This window comes from bacterium (Candidatus Blackallbacteria) CG13_big_fil_rev_8_21_14_2_50_49_14 (genome assembly GCA_002783405.1).
Classification (GTDB): Bacteria; Cyanobacteriota; Sericytochromatia; order UBA7694; family UBA7694.
In genome coordinates this window covers 101019-124875 of record PFGG01000065.1, presented here as the reverse complement: position 1 = coordinate 124875, position 23857 = coordinate 101019, and the positions used below count along the sequence as shown (strand labels likewise).

The 23857-nt window shown below is 48.9% G+C and carries 18 protein-coding genes; 6 read left to right on the top strand and 12 right to left on the bottom strand.

Annotation, left to right across the window (positions count from 1 at the left end; translation table 11 throughout):
• Nucleotides 1–5: 5 nt before the first annotated feature.
• Together COW20_17445 and COW20_17440 are read left to right on the top strand one after the other, a co-directional pair.
• On the top strand, nucleotides 6–1580 hold the full coding sequence (locus COW20_17445) for a hypothetical protein (protein ID PIW46025.1): 1575 nt from the start codon (nucleotides 6–8) through the stop codon (nucleotides 1578–1580).
• A complete protein-coding gene (locus COW20_17440; GenBank protein ID PIW46024.1) occupies nucleotides 1577–4546 on the top strand; it encodes a hypothetical protein in 2970 nt (989 codons plus the stop codon). Before COW20_17445 ends, COW20_17440 begins: the two co-directional genes overlap by 4 nt.
• On the opposite strand, the gene COW20_17435 is transcribed toward COW20_17440, so the two are convergent.
• The 6 genes from COW20_17435 to COW20_17410 all read right to left on the bottom strand — a co-directional run bounded on the left by COW20_17435 (nucleotide 4533) and on the right by COW20_17410 (nucleotide 12563).
• The gene (locus COW20_17435; GenBank protein ID PIW46023.1) at nucleotides 4533–5693 is read right to left on the bottom strand and encodes an arsenic-transporting ATPase; all 1161 of its coding nucleotides are present in this window, start codon (nucleotides 5691–5693) and stop codon (nucleotides 4533–4535) included. The two genes, COW20_17440 and COW20_17435, sit on opposite strands and share 14 nt — an antisense overlap.
• A gap of 62 nt (nucleotides 5694–5755) precedes the next feature.
• Nucleotides 5756–7408, bottom strand: coding sequence for a hypothetical protein (locus COW20_17430; GenBank protein ID PIW46022.1), 1653 nt, complete (start codon nucleotides 7406–7408; stop codon nucleotides 5756–5758).
• Nucleotides 7408–8664, bottom strand: coding sequence for a hypothetical protein (locus COW20_17425; protein ID PIW46021.1), 1257 nt, complete (start codon nucleotides 8662–8664; stop codon nucleotides 7408–7410). The genes COW20_17430 and COW20_17425 overlap by 1 nt, the downstream gene beginning before the upstream one ends.
• A gap of 51 nt (nucleotides 8665–8715) precedes the next feature.
• Nucleotides 8716–9987 (bottom strand): hypothetical protein, encoded by a 1272-nt coding sequence (locus tag COW20_17420; protein ID PIW46020.1) that lies wholly within the window; start codon nucleotides 9985–9987, stop codon nucleotides 8716–8718.
• Nucleotides 9988–9990: 3 nt separating this feature from the next.
• Nucleotides 9991–11487, bottom strand: coding sequence for a hypothetical protein (locus tag COW20_17415; GenBank protein ID PIW46019.1), 1497 nt, complete (start codon nucleotides 11485–11487; stop codon nucleotides 9991–9993).
• Between the two features lie 113 nt (nucleotides 11488–11600).
• Nucleotides 11601–12563, bottom strand: a complete 963-nt coding sequence (locus tag COW20_17410; GenBank protein ID PIW46018.1) for a hypothetical protein — start codon at nucleotides 12561–12563, stop codon at nucleotides 11601–11603.
• Nucleotides 12564–12773: 210 nt separating this feature from the next.
• Between COW20_17410 and COW20_17405 the strand changes: the two genes are divergently transcribed.
• Together COW20_17405 and COW20_17400 are read left to right on the top strand one after the other, a co-directional pair.
• The gene (locus tag COW20_17405) at nucleotides 12774–14846 is read left to right on the top strand and encodes a hypothetical protein (GenBank protein PIW46017.1); all 2073 of its coding nucleotides are present in this window, start codon (nucleotides 12774–12776) and stop codon (nucleotides 14844–14846) included.
• Between the two features lie 45 nt (nucleotides 14847–14891).
• Nucleotides 14892–15263 carry a hypothetical protein gene (locus tag COW20_17400; GenBank protein PIW46016.1) on the top strand — a complete coding sequence of 124 codons (372 nt, stop codon included), beginning with the start codon at nucleotides 14892–14894 and terminating at the stop codon, nucleotides 15261–15263.
• Nucleotides 15264–15596: 333 nt separating this feature from the next.
• Here the strand turns inward: COW20_17400 and COW20_17395 are convergent, their stop codons facing one another.
• Nucleotides 15597–16010, bottom strand: coding sequence for a CoA-binding protein (locus COW20_17395; GenBank protein ID PIW46015.1), 414 nt, complete (start codon nucleotides 16008–16010; stop codon nucleotides 15597–15599).
• Between the two features lie 101 nt (nucleotides 16011–16111).
• Here COW20_17395 and COW20_17390 point away from each other — a divergent pair, with 101 nt between their 5' ends.
• Entirely contained in the window at nucleotides 16112–17338 is a 1227-nt protein-coding gene (locus COW20_17390; protein ID PIW46014.1) for a hypothetical protein, read from the top strand.
• A 16-nt stretch (nucleotides 17339–17354) separates the two neighbouring features.
• Here COW20_17390 and COW20_17385 read toward each other — a convergent pair whose 3' ends face one another.
• The 5 genes from COW20_17385 to COW20_17365 form a co-directional block, all read right to left on the bottom strand.
• Entirely contained in the window at nucleotides 17355–17891 is a 537-nt protein-coding gene (locus tag COW20_17385; GenBank protein ID PIW46013.1) for a hypothetical protein, read from the bottom strand.
• A gap of 194 nt (nucleotides 17892–18085) precedes the next feature.
• On the bottom strand, nucleotides 18086–19177 hold the full coding sequence (locus COW20_17380; protein PIW46232.1) for an amidohydrolase: 1092 nt from the start codon (nucleotides 19175–19177) through the stop codon (nucleotides 18086–18088).
• 65 nt (nucleotides 19178–19242) lie between these two features.
• Nucleotides 19243–20118 carry a hypothetical protein gene (locus COW20_17375; GenBank protein PIW46012.1) on the bottom strand — a complete coding sequence of 292 codons (876 nt, stop codon included), beginning with the start codon at nucleotides 20116–20118 and terminating at the stop codon, nucleotides 19243–19245.
• A 207-nt stretch (nucleotides 20119–20325) separates the two neighbouring features.
• Nucleotides 20326–20601: a hypothetical protein gene (locus COW20_17370; GenBank protein ID PIW46011.1), complete on the bottom strand. Its 276-nt coding sequence runs from the start codon at nucleotides 20599–20601 to the stop codon at nucleotides 20326–20328.
• Nucleotides 20602–20703: 102 nt separating this feature from the next.
• Nucleotides 20704–22176 carry a VWA domain-containing protein gene (locus COW20_17365; protein PIW46010.1) on the bottom strand — a complete coding sequence of 491 codons (1473 nt, stop codon included), beginning with the start codon at nucleotides 22174–22176 and terminating at the stop codon, nucleotides 20704–20706.
• Between the two features lie 228 nt (nucleotides 22177–22404).
• Between COW20_17365 and COW20_17360 the strand changes: the two genes are divergently transcribed.
• Nucleotides 22405–23856: a phosphoenolpyruvate kinase gene (locus COW20_17360; GenBank protein PIW46009.1), complete on the top strand. Its 1452-nt coding sequence runs from the start codon at nucleotides 22405–22407 to the stop codon at nucleotides 23854–23856.
• Nucleotide 23857: the final 1 nt, after the last annotated feature.

The window sequence follows — 23857 nt, the reverse complement described above, 5'->3', positions numbered from 1 at the left end:
TTTGGATGTCACTGAGTTTTGAACATTTGGGCTCCACGGTCTTGGCCCGTTGGGAGCCGGTTCCAGGGGCAGACCCTCCACAGGGTTCTGACTTGAGAGATTTCCTTGAGGAGCAGGACTTTCTGGATTTTTTTCTGTTTGAAGAAATCTGGGAATCCTTTCTCCTCAAAATTTATCAAGCACCTCAGAATCCTTTGGCCTGTACGATTGCGGAAGCCAGACCTTATCAACTTGATTTGGAGCTTAGCAAGGATCGCATGCAGGCCTGGATCTCTCTGACCCCAGCCTATGGGGGGCAGCAGGCCTGTCTGGATGATTTGATTCTGCTTTTGCGGGAACAGCGGATTGTCTATGGGGTATTGCCAGATATTCTGGAGCGACTGATTCAGAGTGAAGTGCCGGTGCGTTTATTGGTTGCACAGGGAGAGCTTCCTGTGGACGGTGAAGACGCCTATTTTGAAGCCCTGGTAGAAGAGCCACCCCATTCAGGCCAACCCTTGGTTTTGTCTGATCAACGGGTTGATTTTCATAATTTGCAATTGATGAAAACCGTGGAGATGGGCGTTCCTTTGATGCGTCGGCATCCCCCATCTCCTGGAAAGCCGGGCATGAATCTTCTCAAGCGACAGGTGCCTCAGAAAAAAGGGCATGATTTGCCTTTTGGCCCCTCTCGAGGAGCAGAGGTTGCTGCGCATGATTCCAATCTTTTGATTTCCAGTATTCCAGGGCGGATTCGGGTGCGCAGCAATACCGTCTACGTAGAGCCTGTTTTTCATGTCGCTGAAATAGGGGCCTCGACGGGTGATATCTATTTCCCAGGAACAGTATTGGTGGATGGTACTGTTTTTCAGGGCTATGCCCTTGAAGCTTTGGGCGATATCTTGGTAGACGGTACGATTGAAGCTGCCTGGATTAAATCTCAGGGACATTTATTGGCCCGGCAGGGAATGGTGGGCAATCGCAACAGCCGGATTGTGGCAGGACAGAACTTGGAAAGTCGTTTTATTGAACATTCTCAGGTTTTGGCTTTGGATTCAGTTTCTGTTTCAGATATTGTCATTCACAGTCAGGTGCATGCCAGAAATGAGGTCAAAGTTGGGTTTTATTCAGGCAAAGGGCAAATTGCGGGGGGGGTTGTCTCTGCCGGAAAAAGAATCCAGGCCCGGATTGCAGGTTCGCCCTCCAATACCAAGACCTATTTAAAAGTGGGGATGGATCCTGTTTTAGAAACCCAGGAAATTCTTTTAAAAAAACGTCTTGAATATTATCGCCAAAAATTGGACAGGGTGGGTGAATCGCTGGTCTTTGCAAGAGTGCGCCAGAATACACGTGAATTATTATCTGCCTTAGAAGCCTTGCGAGAACAATTATTGCTCAGGGTGAACGAAATTTCAGAGCAGCTCAGTCAAATTCCGGTCTCCAGCCACACAGGTAAAATTATCATTACCGATCATATTTATGCTGGGGTGACGGTGACGATTGGGGGCTATTCACGTTATTTTGATCAAGATTTTTCAGGTGCGACACTCTATGTGGATTCTCAAAAACAGGAAATTGCGATTGGCAGTGTGCGTCTATGAAGTCGTTTGAGGCACTTGAAGCTGAACTTGAGCGGGCCTGGAGTCATGATAAGTCACTTCGTATTCTTCAGCAGATGGTTGCGCAGGATGCCTTGCGATCGGTTGGTGTACTGAGTCAGTTGCTTTTGCATGGCGAGCCTGAATTGCGTCTTTCAGCTCTGGAATTGCTGATTGAAATCAGTCTCAATCTGGATGCCGGGATACAAGACCTGTTTTTCTTGATTTTGCAGGATCCGCTTTGCTGGGAATTGCGGGCTCCGATTCTCAAAGCTTTGCTCTATCGCATGCCCCATGGGCCTGCTTCGCGTGAACGGCTTTTGCAATTATTACAAAGTAAAGATTGGGATTTGGTGGCGCATATTGTACAGGCGATTGGCCCTTTGGCCGATCCTGAACTGCAAGCCTGGTTGGCTGATTGTTTAAAACATCCACATTATTTTGTACGAAAAAAAGCAGTCGAAGCTTTGGGCGCTCAACCCTGGAGCCAGGAAGTGGAAAATTATCTTTTGGAAATGCTTTCAGATGCCCAGCCTGAGGTGGTTCTGAAGGTTTTGCAGACCTTGAGCAATACTGCCTCTTACCGGGTCATGCTGCAATTAAAGGATTTACTCGTTTTGCCGAAAACCCCTTCAGAACTTAAACCTGCGCTTTTAGATGCCGCAGAAAATATTGGCCAGCAACTTGAGGCTTTATTGCAAAAAGATCCCGCACAATTGGTGGCTTCTGAACTGATGGCCCTTGCGGTGTGGCTCTGCGATGAAACGGATGAAGCGCGGGCTGCTTTGGTTGAAACCAGTTTAAGCAGAGGCTTGAATCAGATTTACCGTTTTGTTCGGGCCGATCAGATCCATTTGATTCAGCGTTTATTGGAAATTCCACCAGAGAAAGGCAAGTCGATTTATTTATTGGCCTTGCGTTGGGGACTCAAACTCAATTGTTTGGAGTTGCCAGAGTCTGCTCCTTTAGAGCTGAGAGCCCTTTTGGAAAGTCTGCTTTTGGAACAGGCTGGAGCAGATACCCCGCCCTCAGAACAGGAACAGGCCTATCAGTTATTGGCGCGTTATGGGGGGCTGGGTGCTCTGGATGCTCTACCAGAGTTTCTTGAGGCTTCTTCGGTTCTTTTTCTACAAATTTTGCCGCTTTTAAACCGCAATGGGGATGTGGTCTGTCAGCGTTTGCAACATTTGAGCTTACGTGAAATGAGCCCCCAGGCTCAGGAAAACAGTCTATATTTTTTAGAGGGATTTCAAAACACCGGCGGGTTGCCGATTGCACTGCGTCTCTTAAAACAGTCTTCATCTGCACTTTTGCGTCAACGCCTCTTACAGTACCTGCTAAATTTTGGAAATCTGATGCTTCCCTTTTTATTGCAAGAACTCCAAAGAAGCCAAGACCCTCTTTTTGTGCGAGAAGGGCTTGAGTTGCTCTTGCGGCTTGAACCCTATGAAGAAAGTCTTTCTTGGCTGATACAAATTTTGATGCGGGCTGAGCGAGGCGACCAACTGCGTGCAGCATTGGCGCTGAGGCGTTTAAAGGGGGGAGCAGAAAACCTCTGGCGCTGGGTTTGCGAAGATATTTCAGCGGAAACCCGTGAACTGATTTTAGAAATCTTGCGTGAACGGGGCTTGCGCATTTTGCCTGAAATCCTTCAATTTCACGTGCCCGAAGAATTTATTGAAGACTGGCAAGCCTTGTTTGCGCACCTGGTCAATCAACAGACCCTTTCTGCACAGGAATTGGGTGCGCTGCTGAAGCAGGCAGCCTCTGAAAATCTCCGCTTGGTTTTGGTTCTTTGGAATATAAGTTCAGCTTCTCATTGGGCAGAATGCCTTACGCAGTTTCTCGAAGACCCTGAGCACGGTTTACAGATTGAAGATTTATTGGTGGCTTGGGGGTCTGCTTCGCTGAAGGCTGTATTGAATTGGGCTCTGATTTCACCGCAAAGAGAGCCCAAGACCCTCTCTCTTTTGGTGCGCTATGAAGCCCAGGATTTGCGTTTGGCCTTGCATGAAATCCAGCATGTTCAGGCGCGTGTTTTATTGATTCAAGCCCTTTTAAAGAAGGGTTGCGTTGAAGGTCAAGACGAACTTTGGCAGCTCTTGCCCCTGTCTCCCCATCCTTTGCAATTGGCGCTATTAAAAAGCTTGAGTAGTTTTGGCAAAGATTTGCGTTGGCAGCCCCTTCTGCCGATGCTTGAGGAAAGCCATCCTGAGTTAAGGCGGGAAGCCTTGCGTATTTTGGCGAAAACACGTGCTTCAGAAGTCATTTCAGCGGTGATGGCCTGTCTTCAGGATTCGGACACCGGGGTGGTCTATGCCGCGATTGAAGCGTTGGGAGATCTGAAAGCCACTCAGGCTTTTACGCTTTTGTCTCAGCTTTTGCAGTCAGCCGAAGCTGAGTCTAATTCTGAATTGCGTGCGATTTGTCTGATGGCTTTGGGCAAGCTGCAATTGGATTCTGTTTTTCCGCTTTTACTGAAGCGTTTGAATCTAAGTGAACCTACCGATCAGCATTTCCCCGTACTGCAGGCTTTGGCTGAATTTAAAACGCCTGAGGCGTTTCAACGTCTGATTGAATACTTTGAAAGTATTCAGGATTCGCAGCAGAAAATAAAAACCCTTGAAATTTTGGGAACCAGTCGCGAGCCCCAGGCGATTAACTATCTTTTGGATCATCTGCAGGAATGGCCCTTGGCTTGGCAACGTATTGCGCTGGTGCAATTGGCAAAAACAGGTGAACGTTGGATTCTTGCAACGCTTGAAAAACTAATTCACTCAGGTTTGCCGTGGCCTTTGCTGCGCAGTGTGATTGAGGTTTTGGACTATTTTCCCCGGATTGAAGCTCTGCGACTTTTAAAACAATTGCAAGGTCAGGAACAATCTCCCAGTTTAAAGGGCTGGATTTTAAAACAGGCGATTCGGGACACCTTGGCACGTTTGCGCGAGCGTACAGTCAGCGAAACCTGACCTGCAATTCTCCATTGCGAAATTCTGCCTTCACAGGCTCAAGCATGGCCAGGGTTTGAGGCAAAATAATCGATCTTCTGACATTGCCGATCGTGAGAATGAGTTCATCCCCTTTTTTTCGCAAATCAAACCGTTCAATTTCAAAGGGTGGAAAGCGTCTTTTCAAAAGATATTCGCCACCTTCCAGTTTGTGAACTTCCTGGATCTTTTCCTGAAAATAGACTTGGGTGGGATCTTCTTGCGCTGAAAAAGTCGCCTTTGCAATTTTTTCGAGGTTTTCAAGCCCGACAATCTCACCCACAAAGAGGGGGATTTGTTTCATGGGCACTGGCGTAAATGATGTTTTGGCCTGGCTGATATACCCCGCCTGGACCGTGCGCATGCTCTGTAAGAGTTCAGAATCCCCTGTTTCTTCAACAATGCGGTTGAGTAAGACCAAGTCAACATTGTAGCCAAACAATGAAAAATAAGTAAACGAGCGCAGGGCTTCTTTCAAGACCATTTTTTCAGGGTTCATCACGACTCGGATCGAGGTAATTGCAGGATCGATCAATTGCGCTTGTAAGGCGGTTACACCGCCAAAAAGGGTTTGAATGGCTTTAAATACGGCCTGACCTGGAATGGCCAAGGCTGATTTCAGCACAGGCTCGAAAATGCCTGCGCCTTTCAGGGATATCGAAAACATTTTCTCAATATACCAGTCAATGATATCGGGCATGCTGATCAAGCGGATGGTTTCACCCGTGGGGGCGCAATCCAGAATAATCAGGTCAAACTGCCCAGATTGCGCTTTTTCATGCACATGTAAGAGGCTTGCCACTTCTTCCATACCAGGCATCACCGCTAATTCATCGGCCACAACATTGTCGAAGCCTTTGGTGACTAAGAGTGCACTTAAAGAGGCCTGAAGCTCCCCCCAATATTTGTGAATATCTTTGAGAACGTTAATCTCCTGGCCCCATAAATTTTCACGGATAGAAGTGGGTTCATCGGAGAGTTGCAAGTCAAAAGAGTCGGACAGGCTGTGGGCAGGATCTGTACTGATAATCAGGGTTCGGTATCCCATTTGGGCCGCTTTTAAGGCTGTTGCGGCAGAAAGGGTGGTTTTGCCTACACCGCCTTTGCCAGTGTAGAGAATAATTCGCATAGCTTCGTTTCCAGGATCAAGGTGCTTCTATTGTAGCCTGTCCCAGTGCTATCGGGCAGAATTCAGGGGGTCTGAATTTTAGCTAAGAGCGTTTGGGCTGCGCTGTGGTGGGGTTCCAGTTTCAGACAGTTTTTTAGGCTGTCTTTTGCTTCTGCTTCCTGTGCCAATGCCAAATAGGACAAGGCCAGACTGTAATAAACGCTTGCGTATTCTCCCTGCTCGATGAGTGAGAGCTGAAAAGACTCGATAGCTTGCGCTGGTTCCCCCAGAAAGAAAGCGATCTGGCCCCGTTGATAATCAAAATCAAATTGCTGGTATAGATCGATCACCGGAATATCGAGCATTTCTTCCGCCAAGCGAAAGGCTCCCAGCCGAATCAGGCAAGCTGTCAGTTCATGCACAATGCGGGGCTCTCCGGGACGGTAACGCAGTGCCTTTTGGTAAAAGCCCACAGCGGTCTGATCATCGCCTTGGGTCTGATAATCCTGAGCTGCACGCACCAGTCGGGCGGCATCTAAATTATTGTTTTGCAAAATAAAATGGGCAGCAAAGTTTTCTCTCCAGCTGTTCTGGGGGCTGGGCCTCCAGGCTGCGACCAAGGTTTGCAGGGGATCAAAAGGATAGGGAGTATGTGCGGTCTGCCAGCCATGTAGGCGCAACCAATCACTGATGAGATCCAGATGCAGGGGGTAGGCCAGGGTGTTTCCATGCAGGGAAGGTTGAGAGAGATCGGCAGGAACACTTTGCGAGCTGAGGTAGTAACCCTTATCCGATAAAAAGAAGAGCGCATTGGGTGCTAGCCAGTTTTCCAGTTGCTTGAGCCGTTCCCAAAGCCCCTGGGGCCAGGGAAAACTTTGCTCTCTCAGCGCTTGGCCTGCGTTCAAGAGCAGTTGAATTTCTTTCTCTGAAAGACCCGAGAATTGAATTGGTTCGTAATAACTGCTTTCATCCAATTCATTCATGAGTTCAAAAGGCAGAACTTCGGCCCATTTGGTCAGCTTTTTCAAGGTGTCGGGGGATTCCTGACTAAAAATTGCATGCAGGTTTTGCAGGGCTTGCGCAGAGATCTTTTGCGAAACAGCAAGCTCTAAAACCCACTGTTTGAGGGCTTGACTTTGCTCAGGGCTGAGATCTGGAAAACCCTCTGGCAGGTGCAGCCAGGTTTTACACCAGCGTTCCTGCAGTCTTTCTTCCTGCCAACACAAAAGCGTGGTTGGCAAGGTGCAGGCATAGTAATTGCCGATGATGGCATGAAGCTGCTTGGGGATTTCGAACTGAACTTCTGAAATGGCGACCAGGGCTTCAGGTCTTGGGGTATCCAATTGAAAAATACCCAGGCATCCCGTTTCAACCATGACCTGAAAGGCGGGGCGTGCTGCCACCCCTTCGAGCGTGGCACGGGAAAAGTCGGTTAAAAGGTAATGTATTGGCCTGTCTGGGGCCAGCTCCTGCCAGGCCTGAAGAAAATGCCAGGCAAAAAAACCAGGGCCAGCTCCCAGCTCCAAGACATAGACAGGATCTGTGCCCTGTGGCAGGCTTTCAAATAAAACATAGGCTTTTTGGCGGGCCAGGGCTATATTGCCGGTCACGCTGTAGGGGATACGAAAATCCAACCAGGCTTGCATGCCTTCCTGTGCAAAAGCCTGGGCATGAATTTTCCAGCTCAGCGATTGCGAGGCCGGGCAAGCCTCTTCTAAAAGTAAGCGATCCGACATCAGGGGCGGGCTGGAAGAGGCTCCAGAACCGCTCGGGCAATATCGACACGCCCAAAGCCTGAATATTTGTCTTTTCCTGTCATAATCACGTCTTTGGCTGTGCGCTCCAATTGCGCACGCACCTGTGCCTGGCTCCAATCGGGGTGTTCACTGCGCACCAAGGCGGCGGCAGCCGTGACAAAGGGGGCAGCCATGGAGGTTCCATCCATGATTTTATAGCCATTGCCCAGGGCCAGGGGATAGGTTGAGAGCACATTTGCACCGGGGGCCGCCAGATCCACCCATTCGCCAAAGGTTGAAAAAGAGGCCCAACGATCATCAGCATTTACGGCAGAAACACCGATGGCTTCAGGGCTTGCGCCAGGATAATATTCGGTGTCTTCTTTGCCTGAATTGCCGACGGCAGCTACAAAAACCACATCTTTGGCGATGGCGTATTCATAGGCCGCTTTGGCGGCCTCACCTAACATGGGGCTGCCCCAACTGGCGTTAATCACTTTGGCTCCATGATCCACAGCCCAGAGAATCGCCTGAGTTGAGAGGCCCCCTTCGGAACTTCCCCAATTATTGAAAATACGTACGGGCATCAGACGGCATCCCGGTGCAATACCTGCAATGCCGATGCCATTATTGGCTTTGGCGCCAATCACACCTGCGACATGGGTGCCATGGCCATAGCCATCATGCATTCCACCAGGAACAGGTACTTTTTCTGTGAAATCAAAGCCTTCCACGACCTGGCCCTGCAATTCAGGATGACTGGCATCAATGCCTGAATCTACGACTGCGACAATCACTTCGGGGCGTCCGGGCTGACGTTGCCAGATTTTATCTGTGCCTGTCAGGGTAAATCCGTATTCTGCTGGAATCAGGGGATCATTGGGCAGCATTGGATTCTCTACGCGGGGGAGGGGGGCCGAGAGATTGCGCCCTTGCATGGCTGGCAATTGAATTTTGTAATCGGGTTCTGCCCAAACCGCAGCCGGATCGCTCGCCAAAACGGAAAAGGGCTTGAGCCCTTCAAAGACATACATGCCCAAGCCCAAGCTGTGTTTGAGGCGTAACCCATGTTTCTGTGCGAATGCTTCAGGTGCATTGCCTGGTTTCAGACGGACAATGGTTTGCCCGGAAATCGCTGAAGCTTGAATGCTTGATTGAGCGAGAAAACGAGCTGTCGGTTGAGTTTGTGGCAAGAAAGAGGGCAATTGGCAGGAAAACAAAGCCAAACTACAGAGCAAAGGCAGATATTTTGACATGGAGGTCTCCAGAACGCAGGAAGTACCCCATTTTAACACAATTTGCAGGGCTTATTCCGCTTGAGGTGAAATCAAAACTTCTCCCTGACAAATAACCGTTAACCGACCCATGAGGTAGTCGACAGCTTTTTCAGATTCAAACTGCGCTACGAGAGAATCGAGCTTTTTACTTCGTTTTAATTCCATAAACAAGGCTTCAGGACTGTCTCCACCGAAAGTATCAGCCGTGGCCATCATGAGCGCTATCACCTCACTGGGATCTACGGTGAGATTTTGTTCTTTAACGATTTGATACAGAATCAAACTGTTTTTGAGCTTATTTTTAGTTTGTTCTTTGAGAGGGGGCAAACTTTGCCAAGCCAGCCAGGATTGTTCCAGTATGGTTTCGGCGTATCCCAATGCGATTAAAGGATCCCGCTCCAGTCTTTCCCACTCTGAGCGCAGTTCAGATTGCAAGAGTTCTTCAGAAAATGTTACTTCTGTATTTTGATTGAGCAACTGAACCACGGCTTGACGCAATTCTTTCTGCCAGGCATTTTGATTGTGAATCAAGACATCTTCGGCAATTTGTGCGTAAAGGGCGTCCATATTTTCAAACTCACCCACGCGTTCGAGAAACTCTTGATCAGATTGCACATGCTGGGGTTCCATCACCTGATAAACCATTCCGCGGTAGGTAACTGCCTGGTTCTGAGCAGGTGGATGAAAATAATCAGCAGGGGCTTTGAATTGAAATTCAAATTTTTCTCCTGCTTTCAGGCCCAAAATCTGTTCTAAAAATTCAGGGTAAAACAGTGCACCGTTGATAATCATGGACTGACGTTCACGGGTGCTCAAGGGAATGGGCTGATTTTCGCTGTCAAAGGCGCTAAAACCCAATTCTACAATATCGCCCCACTGAATACCGCGCGTAACTTCTACAGGGTTAGAGACCAAATATTTCAACTGAAACAGTTCTGCTTGCATGCCTTCTTCGGTGGGCATGGGCACAGGATTGACTTCTAACTGTAGGTTTTCATAGTTTGGCAGTTTGATTTCTGGAAGCAAGGAGAGCCTGGAAATAAAATTTAGACCAGACTCAGTGGCTTCCTGTACAACTTTATAGCGAGGAAGCCCCCAAGTGGTCAGACTTTCCTTTTTTAAATAGGCTTGTACCGCATCACGCATGCTCGTTTGACGAACCAATTTATTAAGCTCATCTGGGCTGGGTTTTTGTGGCAAGCGGGTTTCAATTTGCCTTTGTTTCATGGCCAGTTCAGCGTTTGATAGCTGAAAGGAGACATCTATCCAGGCGTTTGATTTTTCTTTAACTGCGTATTTCATGGCTTAAAACCAGCTCTTAGCCCAGGTATAAGCGCTGCTGGCAGCACTGCTGGCGGCACTGACGGCATTGCTGGCTGCGTTGGTGACTGTCGTGGCAGCCTTATCAGCGGCAGCCGCAATTTCATGCCGATTGTTGTAGACCAATTTGGCGGCATCAGAAACGGTTGCTACGGCGGCGCCCACTTGAGATACCACCGGAACATTAGAAGCCGCAGCAATCGAGCCCGCTGCGGTAATACTGCTAAATGCTGCGTTTACAACATTATCTGTGGTGGGATTTTGCACCGCTTTGGCGATGTCGGTGGCCGCGACAGCTGTGTCCACAACGGCCATGGCAACATTGACGCCTGGAGCCAGACGGCCCACAGCACGGCTAGCACTTGCTGCGACGTGGGCACCCGTTTCTGCTGTGCGCAGAGCTACGCGACCCGTTGTGGTGGCTGCGGTTCTTGCGGTTGAAGCCGCGTGAACTGCATCGAGGGTCGCCTGAGCGCCCTTGGCACCATTGGTGACGCCTTGAACTGCTGTGGTCAGGGCTTTGCTGTCATTTGCAACCGCACCGAGATTTTGAGCCGAGGGATCTTCTGCTGCTTTGGCGATATTGGCTTGTAATTGGCCGTTCGAAACCGTCGTTACAAGATTGACGGTTGAACCGACAAGCGTACCCACCTTCGCTGCTTGTCCAAGTACCTGTCCGACTTGTGCGGCACGTGTAGAATTCTGAAGTGCTTTTGAGGCATCACCCAAAAGCTCGGAACCCGCTTTGATATCGGCGGCATTGGCATCCCCATCCAATAAAGTGCCGATGTTTTTCGCTGTGGTCAAATGAGAATTGACTTTGGCTGCACCACCCGGTGTAGCGGAGGCTGTGGGGGTTTTTCCCTGATTTTGTGTGCGCACAGCTTGTACAGCTTCATTGATTTTAGCTGCCCCTGTGCCTATTTTTCCACCTATGGCTGCCATTTTTGAAAGTGAGAGATCTTGGGGCGCATGAGCGGCTACGGAGGGAGCTTCGTTTCCATCCTTATCTGTCTGAGCCGCTTCAGTTCCTCCCGACTCGCTTGTTCCACTGCTGCTTTCGGTTTCATCTGACCCGCCTGATTCATCAGTGGCTTCGGTTTCGTCTGACCCGCCTGATTCATCGGTGGCTTCGGTTTCGTCTGACCCGCCTGATTCATCAGTGGCTTCGGTTTCATTTGATTCGCCGCTTTCAGCGACTTCGCCTGTCTCAGCTTCAAAACCCTGATCCAAGCTTTCTACCGATTCTTGTTCAAAACCTGTGCTTTCATCTGGAATTTCAGGGGTTGAACCATCGGGTTGAGGACAATTGTCTACCGCAGAGCAAATGGCTTCTTTGTCGGTGGTAATGACTTGGGTCGCTTTGGGTTCAAAAGCAGAAGGGTTGGGGGTTGTTGTCTTGGTTGGTTGTTCTGTTGGCGTCGCTGTACGTGTAGGGGCAATGGAACTGGGAGCCATTAAGGGCCCTGTTCCCCGAATCATAGAGCTACCACCACCTAATCCTTGCATACACTGAACCTCTCTTTTTTCTGACTCACAGGCGCTTCAAATACAATGCTGTTTTTCTTTATACCCAAATATTTCAATTTTATAACTTAATCTTCCAGGAGTTTTTCAAGACGATGACATGCCGCTGAAAACTGGTTGTAATATTTCATCAGTGCTTGGATATCAAAACCAGAGCCTTCCAGTTCATCCAATTCATCAGCGAGTTCATCGCTGCGATCCATCATTTCATCAAAATGGCTGTCAATTTCAGCTTTTTTTTCTGGGGCAGGATGCATCTCCAGAACCTGATTCCAGTCTTGAACCTTGCTGGTTTCTTCCTGAATAGATTTTTTCAGGGCAATCATTTTGCGTGAAAGCTTGCAGGTATCCTCCATCAGATTGAGATTGACTTCTAATTTCTGAAAGTCTCTTTCAAGGGGCTCAATATCAAATCCCTCTTCTTCCAGTTGATCGAGCTTTTGATTGAGCTCTTCATAATTGGTTTCAAGCTGTTGATGAATTTCTTCAAATTTTTGCAGGTTGATCGGCACCAAAGTGGGTTGAATGCCTTGCATCCGCTCAAAGGATTCGCGAATTTGAGTCAGTATCAGTTCCTGGGTTTGGAGATAAAAGGCTTTGCCTGTAACGGGGGCGGCTTCAGAAAGTTTTTGAACCTTTTGTAAGCTCAGCCCCTTGTCCTTTTTCAAATTTTTAATTGCTTGGGTGGACTGTTTTTCAATATGTGCCAAGAGTTTTTTTGCGTCCTTGTTCTCTGGGTCCAGTCGCAAAGCCTCATTTAAATAGCGGGTTGCCAATTTTGTGTCTCGAAAAACAGTGGAGATATAGCCCAATTTGACCAAAGGACGGGGATCTCTGCGATTATTTTCAATCGCCTGACTGAAACAGATTCCCGCTTTTTTGACCAAAGAACGATCACTGAAATCCGTTTTTTTTGCTCGTTTCAGATATTCTGCGCCCATACGATAGAGCCTGTCAAATCGCTTTTGACGCTCATCTTGCATATTCTGCGTTTTTTTGGATGAGATCTTAGAAAGTGCTGAAAGATCCATGATTTAGATTTTATTCCCCCGGATACCCAATCTCAGTTTATTAACTTAATATTAATCTTGATTTGTATTTAGCTTTTTAAAACGCTTGATTTTATTCAGTTTGGCTGGTTTTTATCATAACATAGACTTTTTGATCGCTGGCGATGAAAACGTTTCTTGAAAAAAGCAATTGAGGTTTGCTTTGCTTTGGCTGCAGCCTAGAATAGGGATATGCAAAATTTTGAATCGATGCTCAATGCGCTTTGTCAGAAATATCTATCCGATTCTCTGCCAGAGCGGCATTCCCCTGCTGAACGTCTTGAGCAGGCCTATCTGCGCGCCTATTGTTTGTGGCGAAATGCCGAAACCGATGCTTTTTCCCTGGCTTTGTCCGAGCTTGAAACGCTTTTCAGTGAAGGAAGTTCCTTTCCGCTTTGGAAATTAGAAATTTTAAAATTAGCTGTCAGTCAGAATTTGTCTCAAATGGAGCAGATCTGCTTCAAACTTTTGAATCAGTTTCACTCCCGTTTGAGTCTTCAGATTTTAAAGCAATTTCTGGAGTTTTATTTCCCTGAATGGGACATAGGGTTGCTCTGGGCTGGGGCCAGTGCCTATTTGGGGCGGCAGGGAAATTTTCCTGCCGCTCAACAGGCTTTTAATCAAGCGAAAACCAGTTTGTATCCCTTGCAGGTCTTCGCCTGGTGGGCATTTGTGCTTTGGGAGAGCCCCGAGCGTTTCAAGGTCTGGCAATGGTTGGGTTCAAACTCAATTTTAGCTTTGCCAGCCGGGTGGCTTCTTCACTGGTTTCAGCATTTGCGTGCCCAGGGATATGCCTCAGAAGCTTTAAATTTATTGGAAAGGGCTTGGGCGCAACAGGCCGAACCCAGTTTGGGGCCCTATCTGGCGGCTGCCTATGAGGAGCAAGGAGCCTATTTAAAAGCCCTGGCGCTTTACCCAGATTTGCCTCAGCTTCCTGAAAACATTCAGAGACAGGCCGAAGTATATAAAGCCTTGGGAAAAACGGATCAGGCCGCCTTACTTTTAAGTCAGGCACTTGCTGCTTATGATAAAAAGCAAGCCATTTCCCTTGCCTCCACTTTGAGCTGGGCCCGACTGTATTCGCAATATTTGATTTGCTTGGAGAGTTTGGCTGAAACCCTGCCTGAACAAAGAGAGCTGGCTTTTCAGGGCTGGAATCACAGGTTTGCTGTAGCGCAAAAGAGAGCAGCTTCAAGCCCACGAACCGATGGCAAACTGCGGGTGGGCTACCTCTCTCCAGATTTTGGATTGCATTCTACTTTTCCAATGATTCAAACCCTCTGGACGCAACACAATCGCTCTCGAATTGAGATTTGGGCCTATTCAGGCCGTGAACGCCATGATCTTGCTACCCAGCAATTGCAGGCTTTGTCTGATCACTGGCTGGATCTTTCTTTTTCAGACCCTGCCCTCATGGCTGAGCGGCTTGCTGCCGATCAGCTGGATATCCTGATTGATCTCAGTGGCCATACTTCGCAAAGTCTTTTGGCGCTGATGGCATATCAACCTGCACCGATACAGATCTCGGGTCTGTGTTTCAATACCGAGACAGCTCTCTCGGCCATACAATACCGGTTTACAGATCGTCTTTCAACACCTCAAGCGCAGGACACCCTGCAAAGTGAGTTGCCGCTTTTCCTCTCTTCCTGGATTTATTGGTCTGTTCCACAGCAGCCAGTGCCGCTGGAGGAAACCACTGAACGTCTGCATTTGGCTTGCCTTCATCATCCTGGGCGAATTTCTGTCAAAATCTGTGAACTGTGGGCGCAAATTTTGCACGCGTTTCCACGGTCTATGCTGATTTTCAAGCATGCCTGTTTTCGCAGTGCTGATACCCGTCAGGTGTTTCGGGAGCGCTTTCAGCAGTGGGGGATAGCCTCGGAACGGCTGGTCTTTGAATGCAGTTCAGCCTATTATGATTATCTTGCTTTTTACAATCGCTTGGCTCTGGTCTTGGATGCCTATCCCTACCATGGGGGGCTAACGACCTGTGAAGCGCTTTGGATGGGGGTGCCTGTTCTGGCTCTGGAAGGACCCATGCGTGGCAATCAAAGTCTCTTGGCACAGGTTGGGCATCGAGAATGGTGTGCGGCCTCTGAAGCGGAGTTTCTTGCACAGGCCGCCCAGTTGCTGACTCAACCCTTTCAATTAAAAGATCGTCAGGCTTTGCGTGCCAAAGTTTTAGCAGCTCCCTTTGCGCATCCTGAGCAAATCATTCGCGAGATAGAAACCCAACTCTTTCAGATTTGCAGCTTCACCACTTAAGGAAAGTCTCTGGCTCTTCTCTCAGGGCTGCCCTATAATAACGCTATGCATACCCATTCCTCGCTTGCGAATGCCCAGGAGGGCGATCCCCTCGACCAATTACTGAACGCACTGGTGGCCGATCAGGTTTGGCGAACTGAAGACAAGGCCCGATCTGAAGGGCAGTCTGAATCTGAAATTCGTTTGACCCTGCTCCAGGAATCTTGGCGTTTGGTGGTTTTGATGCTGCGGGATCGCTATGATTCGCTCTGGCCAGACACGGATATGTTTGAAACGGTCTTGCAGGTTTTGCTCCAATGCGAAGCGCAAGAAACCCAATTGCTCTGTCGGGAGTTTATCGGCGCGGGTTGGTTGAATGCTGAGTACCAGATAACGGGCGCCGGCCTTTGGATAGCCGGTTTGGCCCGCGAAGGCTGACTTTTTTTTGGATTTCAGCCAGTTTGTGCAGCATTTCCTGAAGGCTGGAACCTTCTGCCTGAAAGCTTAACTCAGCATCTGCAATTTGATAATGGTCGTGAAGCTTTCCCCGGATCAGCAGTTTGGGGCCTTGGTAAATGGCATAGGTCTGACATTCTGGAATATAACGTTTTAAGACCAGAAAATAGGATTGCCCTCTGAACTTGAGACGTTTGGGAAAATGGGGCCGGGAGAGACAGGGTTTTGTTGGCTCAGTCATCGTTCGTTTGAACTCTTGCTTTAGATATTGTTATTCTCATTTTCCCAGTTCAAAAAATTTTTAAACACAGATGTTTATTTTCGTGTCCACTCAGCGTGGTCAATCATGATGCAGCGATCCATGACGACCTCAAGGCCTGCAGAGCGCGCTGCGTTGGCCGCTTCATGATGAATCACGCCAAATTGCAACCAAAGGGCTTTGCTGGGCAGGGCAATGGCCTGTTCCACCAGCGCGGGAACTTCCTCCGGGCGGCGGAAGACGTTGACCAAATCGACAGGCTCAGGCAGGCTGAGCAAATCGGGATAGGCTTTTTCTCCCAGCACCTCTCCGAGGGCAGGATTGACAGGATAGATTTTAAAGCCAGCAGTCTGCAAATAGCGCGCGACGCGATAGGAATCACGCCAGGTCTTGTCGGAAAGCCCAACCACTGCAATGGTTTGGGTCTGCCTAAAGACCTGTTCAAAATCTGAGTTCTTAAAGGGTTTCATTTTTAAAGACTTTCTGTTTGGATTTGAGTTCACAGCATAAGGCAAGTAAACACTTTTGGCCTGCTATAATCAAGCTATCTGACAGTCCAAAAAGGCAAATTATGAATCTGAAACCGCTCTCCGTACCGAGCTTGCCCGATCTTCAACCCCCTGCTTCAGCACTTTCTGCCGGTGCCAATACAGGTTTGAATTCAAGTATCCAACTCAAGTCCCCTCAAGAGATTTTTTCTCAGGATCAATTTCAAACGATGAATCTGGCGACAGGGAGTGTTCCCCATGCGGCTCCTGCTTCAGAAACACACTATGTAAATTTTTCCTCGATGCGTGGCACCAAATTGGATATTCCCCTGTATACCAGCTATGGTACGCCGCAAAGTTTTTCAGTGAAAGGGCGGGTGATTGAGGCTGAAGCCTCTGATCCTTCTGTTTCAGACAATTGGCTGGATAATTTGCGCCGTACAGCCCATCAGTTAAAAGCTGAAGACAAGCAAAATCTTTGGGTTGATATTACTGTTTTGGGCCAAATTCACCGTGTAAAAACAGATCATGAAGGCTTTTTTGAGCTTAAACTTTCTGCTCCGGGCCTTCAGGAAACAGGCTATTTGCCTGTTCAAGCCCAGTTGGTTCCAGGCCAGAAACACTATTATTCGCTGCCAAGTTTGGGCAAAGTGGTGCTTCAGAACCCTGCTGAAATGAGTCGTGGCGTGATTTCGGATATTGACGATACGATACAGGTTTCCCACGCTGTGAATAAAACCAAAATGATGGAAACGCTTTTATTTAAAAACCCCTATACCCAGCAGCCGGTGCCAGGAATGGCTGAATTTCTGACGGCACTGGATCGGCATGCCGACGGCAAGATCGATGGCGATGTGAATTATGTTTCTGGCAGCCCCTTAAATATTGCCCCGCGTTTGGAGACTTTTTTAACCCTGCATGGTTTTCCCGAAGGAGCCATGGACCTCAAGTATATGGGGTTGGGAGCGGGTCGGGACAATCCGACTGAGCAGTTTAATTATAAACTGGGTAAAATTCGGACGCTGTTTGAAACCTATCCCAATCGCAGCTTCGTCTTGGTCGGAGACAGTGGCGAAAAGGATCCTGAGGTCTATCGTGAAATTGCACTTGAGTTTCCGGGCCGGGTGCAGGCTGTGTATATTCACAATGTGACGGGTTCTCAGGCCTCTGATGCCCGCTTTCAAGGCATGGTTCTGTTTGACAATGCCGACCAGGCAGCCGCAGATGCGGCCGCCCGTGGCTTGATTTCAGGTCAGGAACAGATGCAGGTCTTGGCTGCTGTGACGCAGGCAGCCCCCCAAGCTTATTAAGCTTTTAAAAAGGCACTTAAGCGTTAAAGGGGTAATGATAGAGGTGAAAGCCTGATTCGTAATAGCCTTTGAGGGCTTCCTGGTTCCAGCTTAAGATCTGTTTCTCTTCAGTGTGCAGACACTCAAAACCAAATTTTTCATAGGCTTTGACAGCCCATACAGCTTCAGGGTGAGCAATCAGGCAGAGACCTTCCATGTCTTTTTGCAATGCCTGTCTGCGGGCAAAGTTCATCAGGGTATGGCCATAGCCCTTGCCGACTTCAGAGGTGTCAAGATAAAGATAGCCAATATAGGCGTAGTTGTTGAAGTATTGCAATGAGAGGGTTCCAATGGGCTGGTTTTTTTCGTTATAGCCCAGATAAAAATCCCGTTTGATAAAATTGCGCGTTTGCCAATTTTCATCGACATAGTGTTCGTTCAGGTCTTCTGGATCGACAAATTCAGCGTACCAATCTGCTGAGGCGCGAATCATTTGTGCGACGAGCGGCATATCTTCGCGTCGTGCGGCTTTGATTTGAAGGGGTTGGTAACGGCTTTTAACTTGAGTTTGCATTTTGAATTCTCCTGCTGCTTAAGGTTTCTGAGGTTTCTCCTTGATTGAAAAAATGATAAAAACCTATTTTCTGAAAATTATAAGTAAAATATTATAATTTATAAAAACAAGCTTAACATATCAAGTGTGAAAGATCAAGAAATGAATAAAAAAGCAGAGGATTGGATTCAGAATAAAATAATAAAAGCTAGAAATCAGTCAAAAACGAGTTCGTTTAGAATGCCTTGAAAAATTCGGATCCCTGGAGCCAGCAATGCTTCTGGAAAATCGTAGTCTGCGCTGTGCAAAGCGAGATTAAATCCCGCTCCCAATCCAAAAAGGGCACCTGGAGCCAGACGGGTAAACCAGCCAAAGTCTTCTGACCAGCGAAAAGGCTCTTCGGGAGGCATGGCTGTCCAGCCTTGGGCTCGGGCACTGGCACGAATAATGCCAGTAGCTTCAGGGTGGTTACAGGTCGCAGGGAAGTAATCATGCCAACTGAAAGCCATTTCCAGTCCGTATTCCTGAGCAATGGCTTCTGCACAGTGGAGGGCTTTCTGACGCAGATCTTCCAGGGTTTGATCCTCATAGCTGCGCAGGGTTGCCATCAGACGGGCTTCACCGGGTGTGATGCCAAAGGATTCTTCGCCCAAACGGGCAGAAACAACGGTCAAAAGTGAAAAATTTTCGTGGGATTGAATGTTTTGATTCAGGGCTTCCAGGCTTTGAATCAGTCTGGCCAAAGCCAGGGCAGGACTCTTGCCCCGCTCGGGATAAGCGGCATGTGAGGTTGCTCCTTGGAGTTCGATTTGCAGACCCACAGAGGCTGCTGCAAAGACCTGGTCTTTAATGACGACTTCTCCCAAAGGAAAACTGGGCAAATTATGCATTGCAAAACAATAATCCGGTTTAAGGGTTTGAAACTGTGGATCTTCGAGGATTGCCTTTGCACCTTGCCCCGTTTCTTCAGCGGGTTGAAAGAGCAAGATCACACGTCCTTTTTGCGGAGGCGTTTCCTTTAAAAGGGGGGCAAGACCTGCGATAATCGCCATATGGCCATCGTGGCCACATTTATGCGAAATGCCATCATAGGTCGAGCGGTAAATGAAATCATTGCTTTCATAGATCGGCAGGGCATCCATATCCCCTCGTAAAAGCAGCGTCGGGCCTGCCTGCCCAGAATCATAGATTGCAGCTAAGCCATGACCCGCCAGACCTGTCAGCAGCTGATCGGGTTGATAGCGGTTGAGAAAATTTTCAAGCAAACGTGCAGTCACCTGCTCTTGGCCTGAAAGTTCAGGTTCCATATGCAGCAGCCGTCGCAGGGTGATGATCTCATCCAGAAAAGGCAGCGCTTCTGCCTGTTCAGGGCTCAATGGTAGGTATGCCTTTGAGCGACTGGGGGGCGGGTATAGTGATAGGTCCAGACGGTTTGTAAATCCGGTGAATCCATGAAATCTTCATTTTTAATCAGATCCCAGCCATATTTGGCGCGGTGGGCATAGACCCGTGGGGGAGCGGCAACCTGTTGCAAAGCCATCCAGGTCAGTTCGGTACAATAAAAGCGATCATCGGCCTTGTTTAAAAACAGAGAATCATAGGTTTTTCCAACTTGGGCACTCAAATAACCACGCATTTTCTGTACATCCTGAGGGCTCAGACCGGGCTTGCGCAGTACCACGAACTTATCACGGCGGATACGTTTGAGGTAGCCACTGAGTGTTTCACGAATCACGCCTAAAAATTCGCCTTTGGCATTGAGCTGGGCCAGGGCATGAATGATTTCGTCATTGCCCAGATAGACAAAGGCATGTACGAAGGAATCATTATTGCCGCAAAGTACAATATCTCCAGGTTGCAGGCGTCCCATCAGCTCGCGCAGACCCGCTTCGTCGATGGGCGGGATATTGTCGGGGGTGCTGGGTTTATTGAATTCTTTTTTGATAATCCGATCACTGATGGGGTAGAGCATGGCGCGCACAATCCAGGCCCGGTTCATGCCTTCAAAAACCAATCCGCCACGGGGGGTGGGAATGAGCTCTGCGGGGCGACCATTGTCGACATCATCGGCAAAGTTTTCTTTAAAAATATTGCGCAGCATCCGGGCCAATAAATCGGTATCATCATTGGCCATGGCTTGAAAACGTACAGGTGATTGAGCGGTATTGGGGGTGAGCAGGGGGCCAGCAGATGAACAGGCACTCAGGGTGAAAGCGGCTAAAAGGCTGGAAAGCACTAATTTTTTCATGATTAATAAACCTTGTCTCTACGCATTTTGGCAGAATCTCTGCTGCCGGTGATAAAAAGATTGTCGCTAAATCGCTGGCTGACTTTCCAGGCTTAAATGAAAAATAACGCTGATTTAACTTTTTTTGAAATTCCAAAAAGCGGATTGCGTATTCAGCAAAAGGGAAACGTCTTCGCTGTTCCTTTGAACTGCAAGCTTGTCAATTGCTCAGGATTTGGCTCTTTTGGAGGGCTTATTCGAGTTTCCCTTTTTTGTTGGCACGGTGCCATGCATTTTACGCATATGGGGGGTGACTTTGTTTTTTAAAAGCAGCTCTCCACAAATCTGACAGGGTTGATATTTATCCAGGGTATGGCTGTCATTGTGCTTGCTGAGCAAATGTTTTTTAATATTTGCGGCCTGAATCATGGATTGGCAGAAGGGGCATTTGAAATCGGGTGTCGGTAAATCTGACATGGGAGTTTCCTCTTCGATGGTTTGCATACCCTGGCAGCTTAATACAGTTTAGGCCAAGCTGGGGCAGAGTTCCTAAAAAAAGCGCGCCTTTTGGGCGCGCCGCACAATCAGAAAAAGCAGGCTGAATCTTTATTGAGCAGGGCTGGGGCTGCCTGCAATATATTCATTGGCAATTCTGACCATCAGGGCATTGAGTTTTTCTACGCTAAACTTGCCCACGGTGGGTTTCAAATGGCTGTTGCCTACGCCACTGTCATCGGTTAGAAAGACATAGCGCCCACCTGTTAGAATGGCGAACTGGCGCAGCATAAACTCTGTATTTTTATCGATGCCGCTGCTGGCAATCGGAATAATCCGAATACCTTTGGCGGCTGCACGGCTGAGGCTGGTGCGCAGGCGCAGCAGGTTTTTGGCGTCTTCATGGGCCGGGGCATCGAGAACCAGAAACAGCAGGCGGGCCCGAGCGGTGGCACTCCATTCGTGTTCATCTACAGCATCCTGCAGGGCTGCATCTACGGCTTCAGGAAAGTCTCCGCCGCCATTGGCAGCTTGTTCGCTGAATTCTTTGAGTACCGTATCCACCTGCTCGCTAAAGGGAAAGGCCCTGACGACATATTCATCGCTCAGATCCCTATAAAAATTGGCGCTCAGACGCAGTTTCAAATCCTGGCGGTTTTGGGCACTGATCTGGCTGGCAACATTCTTCAATTCGGTTTTGAGGTATTCAAGCTCATCGCCCATTGAGCCGGTGGTATCTACTACCCACATTAAATCGGCATTGACAGCGGGTTCTGGGCTGGTCTGTGTGCTGAAATTCAGATTTTGCAAGCCTGTGCTATTGGTCTCAAGATCCTGGCTGAGAGTTTCTTTGCCAAGTGAGACCTGAACCTGAATTTTATTGGCTTTGGGACTCTCAGGCAGGGCTTGGGTAAAGAGGTTGGCTTCGCCCTGGGTATTGGTGCGGGCTTCAAAAATCACAGTTTGGGTTTCGGCATCCCGCAACTGGACGGGAATATCCGCGAGTAAGCCATTGGGGCCTGTCACAACGACTTTTACCCGTCCCTGGGTATTGATTCCCCAGTTTTGAATTTGTGTTGACCACTCCTGATCCTGGAACAGACTGAGCCAGAAAGCCCAATTGTTTAAATCGTTCCATTCCCCTGCTGTCAGCGTACCGGCTTGAGGGTTGGGGGCAGGAAAGATGGGATCGATTCCGACCGGCGCTTCGAGCGCGCTGTCTGTCGGCATGCTGCTGACAGGGGCCGCAGGTTTGGCATAGCTTGCGGGCGGGAGCGCCCCAGCAGAACCTCCAGAGGCCCCACTTTCAGCTGAGGCAGGAGCAGGCATGGCACCATCCATCATGGGGGATCCCATGGCCAGTCGTTTCTCTCCACCCTGGGCGGCTGGGTTTGGGCTCGGCAAAGGGCCTTGGGAGGGGAAGCGGGGAATGGCAGGAGGTTGATTCCCTGCTACGGGGGGAGCGCTGGGGGAAGCTGAAGGTTGGCTGCTGGGTTGAGCTATGGGCAGTGATTGAAAGATACCAGAGGGTTGACAGGCTGTGATACTGAGGGCCAGAAGGGCTAAGAAGGTGAGTTTACGCATGGGGTTCTCCTAGGCTATACCGGTTTGTATAAATCTAGATTTGATTATGGCATATAGTTTACTTTTTGTAAACAGTGATTTCTTGTAGTTGACTTTGTGGTTGGGGCGGCCTTGAAACGTTGGGTGGAAAGCTCATGGGTCTTTTTTCTCTAGCTCTTGAAGCTCCCTCTCAACAGCAGCACGGGCGCATGGTATCATACTCAGCACATATCCCAAGCGGAGGAACCCATGCGCAGATCGCTTCCCGATTCTTTGATTTCCCAGGTTGCTGAACCTTTGAATACTTCCAACCAAGCCTTTGCCGATCGCTATCCGGGCATTATTGTGGGGCGTCAACCTGTGCATACCCTCTATGGGGGGGCACAACTCTTTAAGGCAGAGACTGCTCAAAAAATGGGAGAACTTTCCCTCAAAGCCCTGGAAAACTATGCGCCGAATTTTGCAATATTTGCGCGTGCTGCGGGCTTGAATGGCGCCGAATATTTACCCGCAGGCTGGAATGAAGCGGAAGCACTGGCCGAAAGTATTGCTGCCAACCCCGACGAGGCAAAAAAATTAAACCGGCAGGCTTGGCTGGCCTGGACGATTTACGAACGGGTCAAAGAAAAATTAGGCCGTGAAGCGGTTGAAGATTTTCGGATTGATTTTGAAGATGGCTATGGCAATCGGCCCGATGCCGAAGAAGATGCAGATGCCGTTCGCAATGCCCAGGAAGTGGCTCGGGGCATGGCCGAAGGAATTTTGCCGCCCTTTATCGGGATTCGGATCAAGCCTTGGACAGAGCAGCTTTTTCAGCGCAGTGTGCGCACGCTGGATATTTTCATGAGTGCCCTGCTCGATGCCACAGGAGGGCATTTGCCCCAGAATTTTGTAGTGACCTTGCCCAAGGTCACTTCGCCTGAGCAGGTGGCGGGTCTGGTGCAATTGCTTGAACATTTGGAAGCCGAAAATGGCTTGCCCCAAGGCAGTATTCCGCTTGAAATCATGGTCGAAACGACCCAGTCGATGTTTGATTTTGAAGGCGAAATTATGCTGCCTGCCATGCTGACTGCAGCGGCAGGGCGCTGTCGCGGCGCGCATTTTGGCACCTATGACTATACCGCCAGTTGCAGTATTATTGCCCGTTATCAGTCCATGGATCATCCGGCCTGTGATTTCTCCCGTCATATTATGCAGGTTGCCCTGGCCAGTACGGGGGTGATGCTCTCCGATGGTGCGACGAATATTATGCCGGTGCCCGTTCACCGTGAGACCCCCGACAAGCCATTGAATGCGATTCAGATCCAAGAGAATACAGCAGCTGTACATGCTGCCTGGAAACTGCATGTGGATCATATCCGCCATTCGCTGACCCATGCCTATTATCAGGGTTGGGATTTGCACCCGGCCCAGCTGATTACCCGCTATGCTACGCTCTTTGATTTCTTTTTGAGTGAATTGGATGGCGCGACTGTGCGCTTGAAAAACTTTATTGCCAAAGCTGCTCAGGCCACCCTCAGTGGAGATGTCTTTGATGACGCAGCAACAGGCCGTGGACTCTTGAATTATTTTCGTCTGGCCTATAATTGTTCAGCGATTACCGCTGAAGAGGTCGAGGCCGCCGGTCTGAGTGTAGATGAATTGCAAGGCGGGGCGGGTTCTGGAAGCTCGCCTTGGTTACAGATGTTGAGCAAGGTCTGAG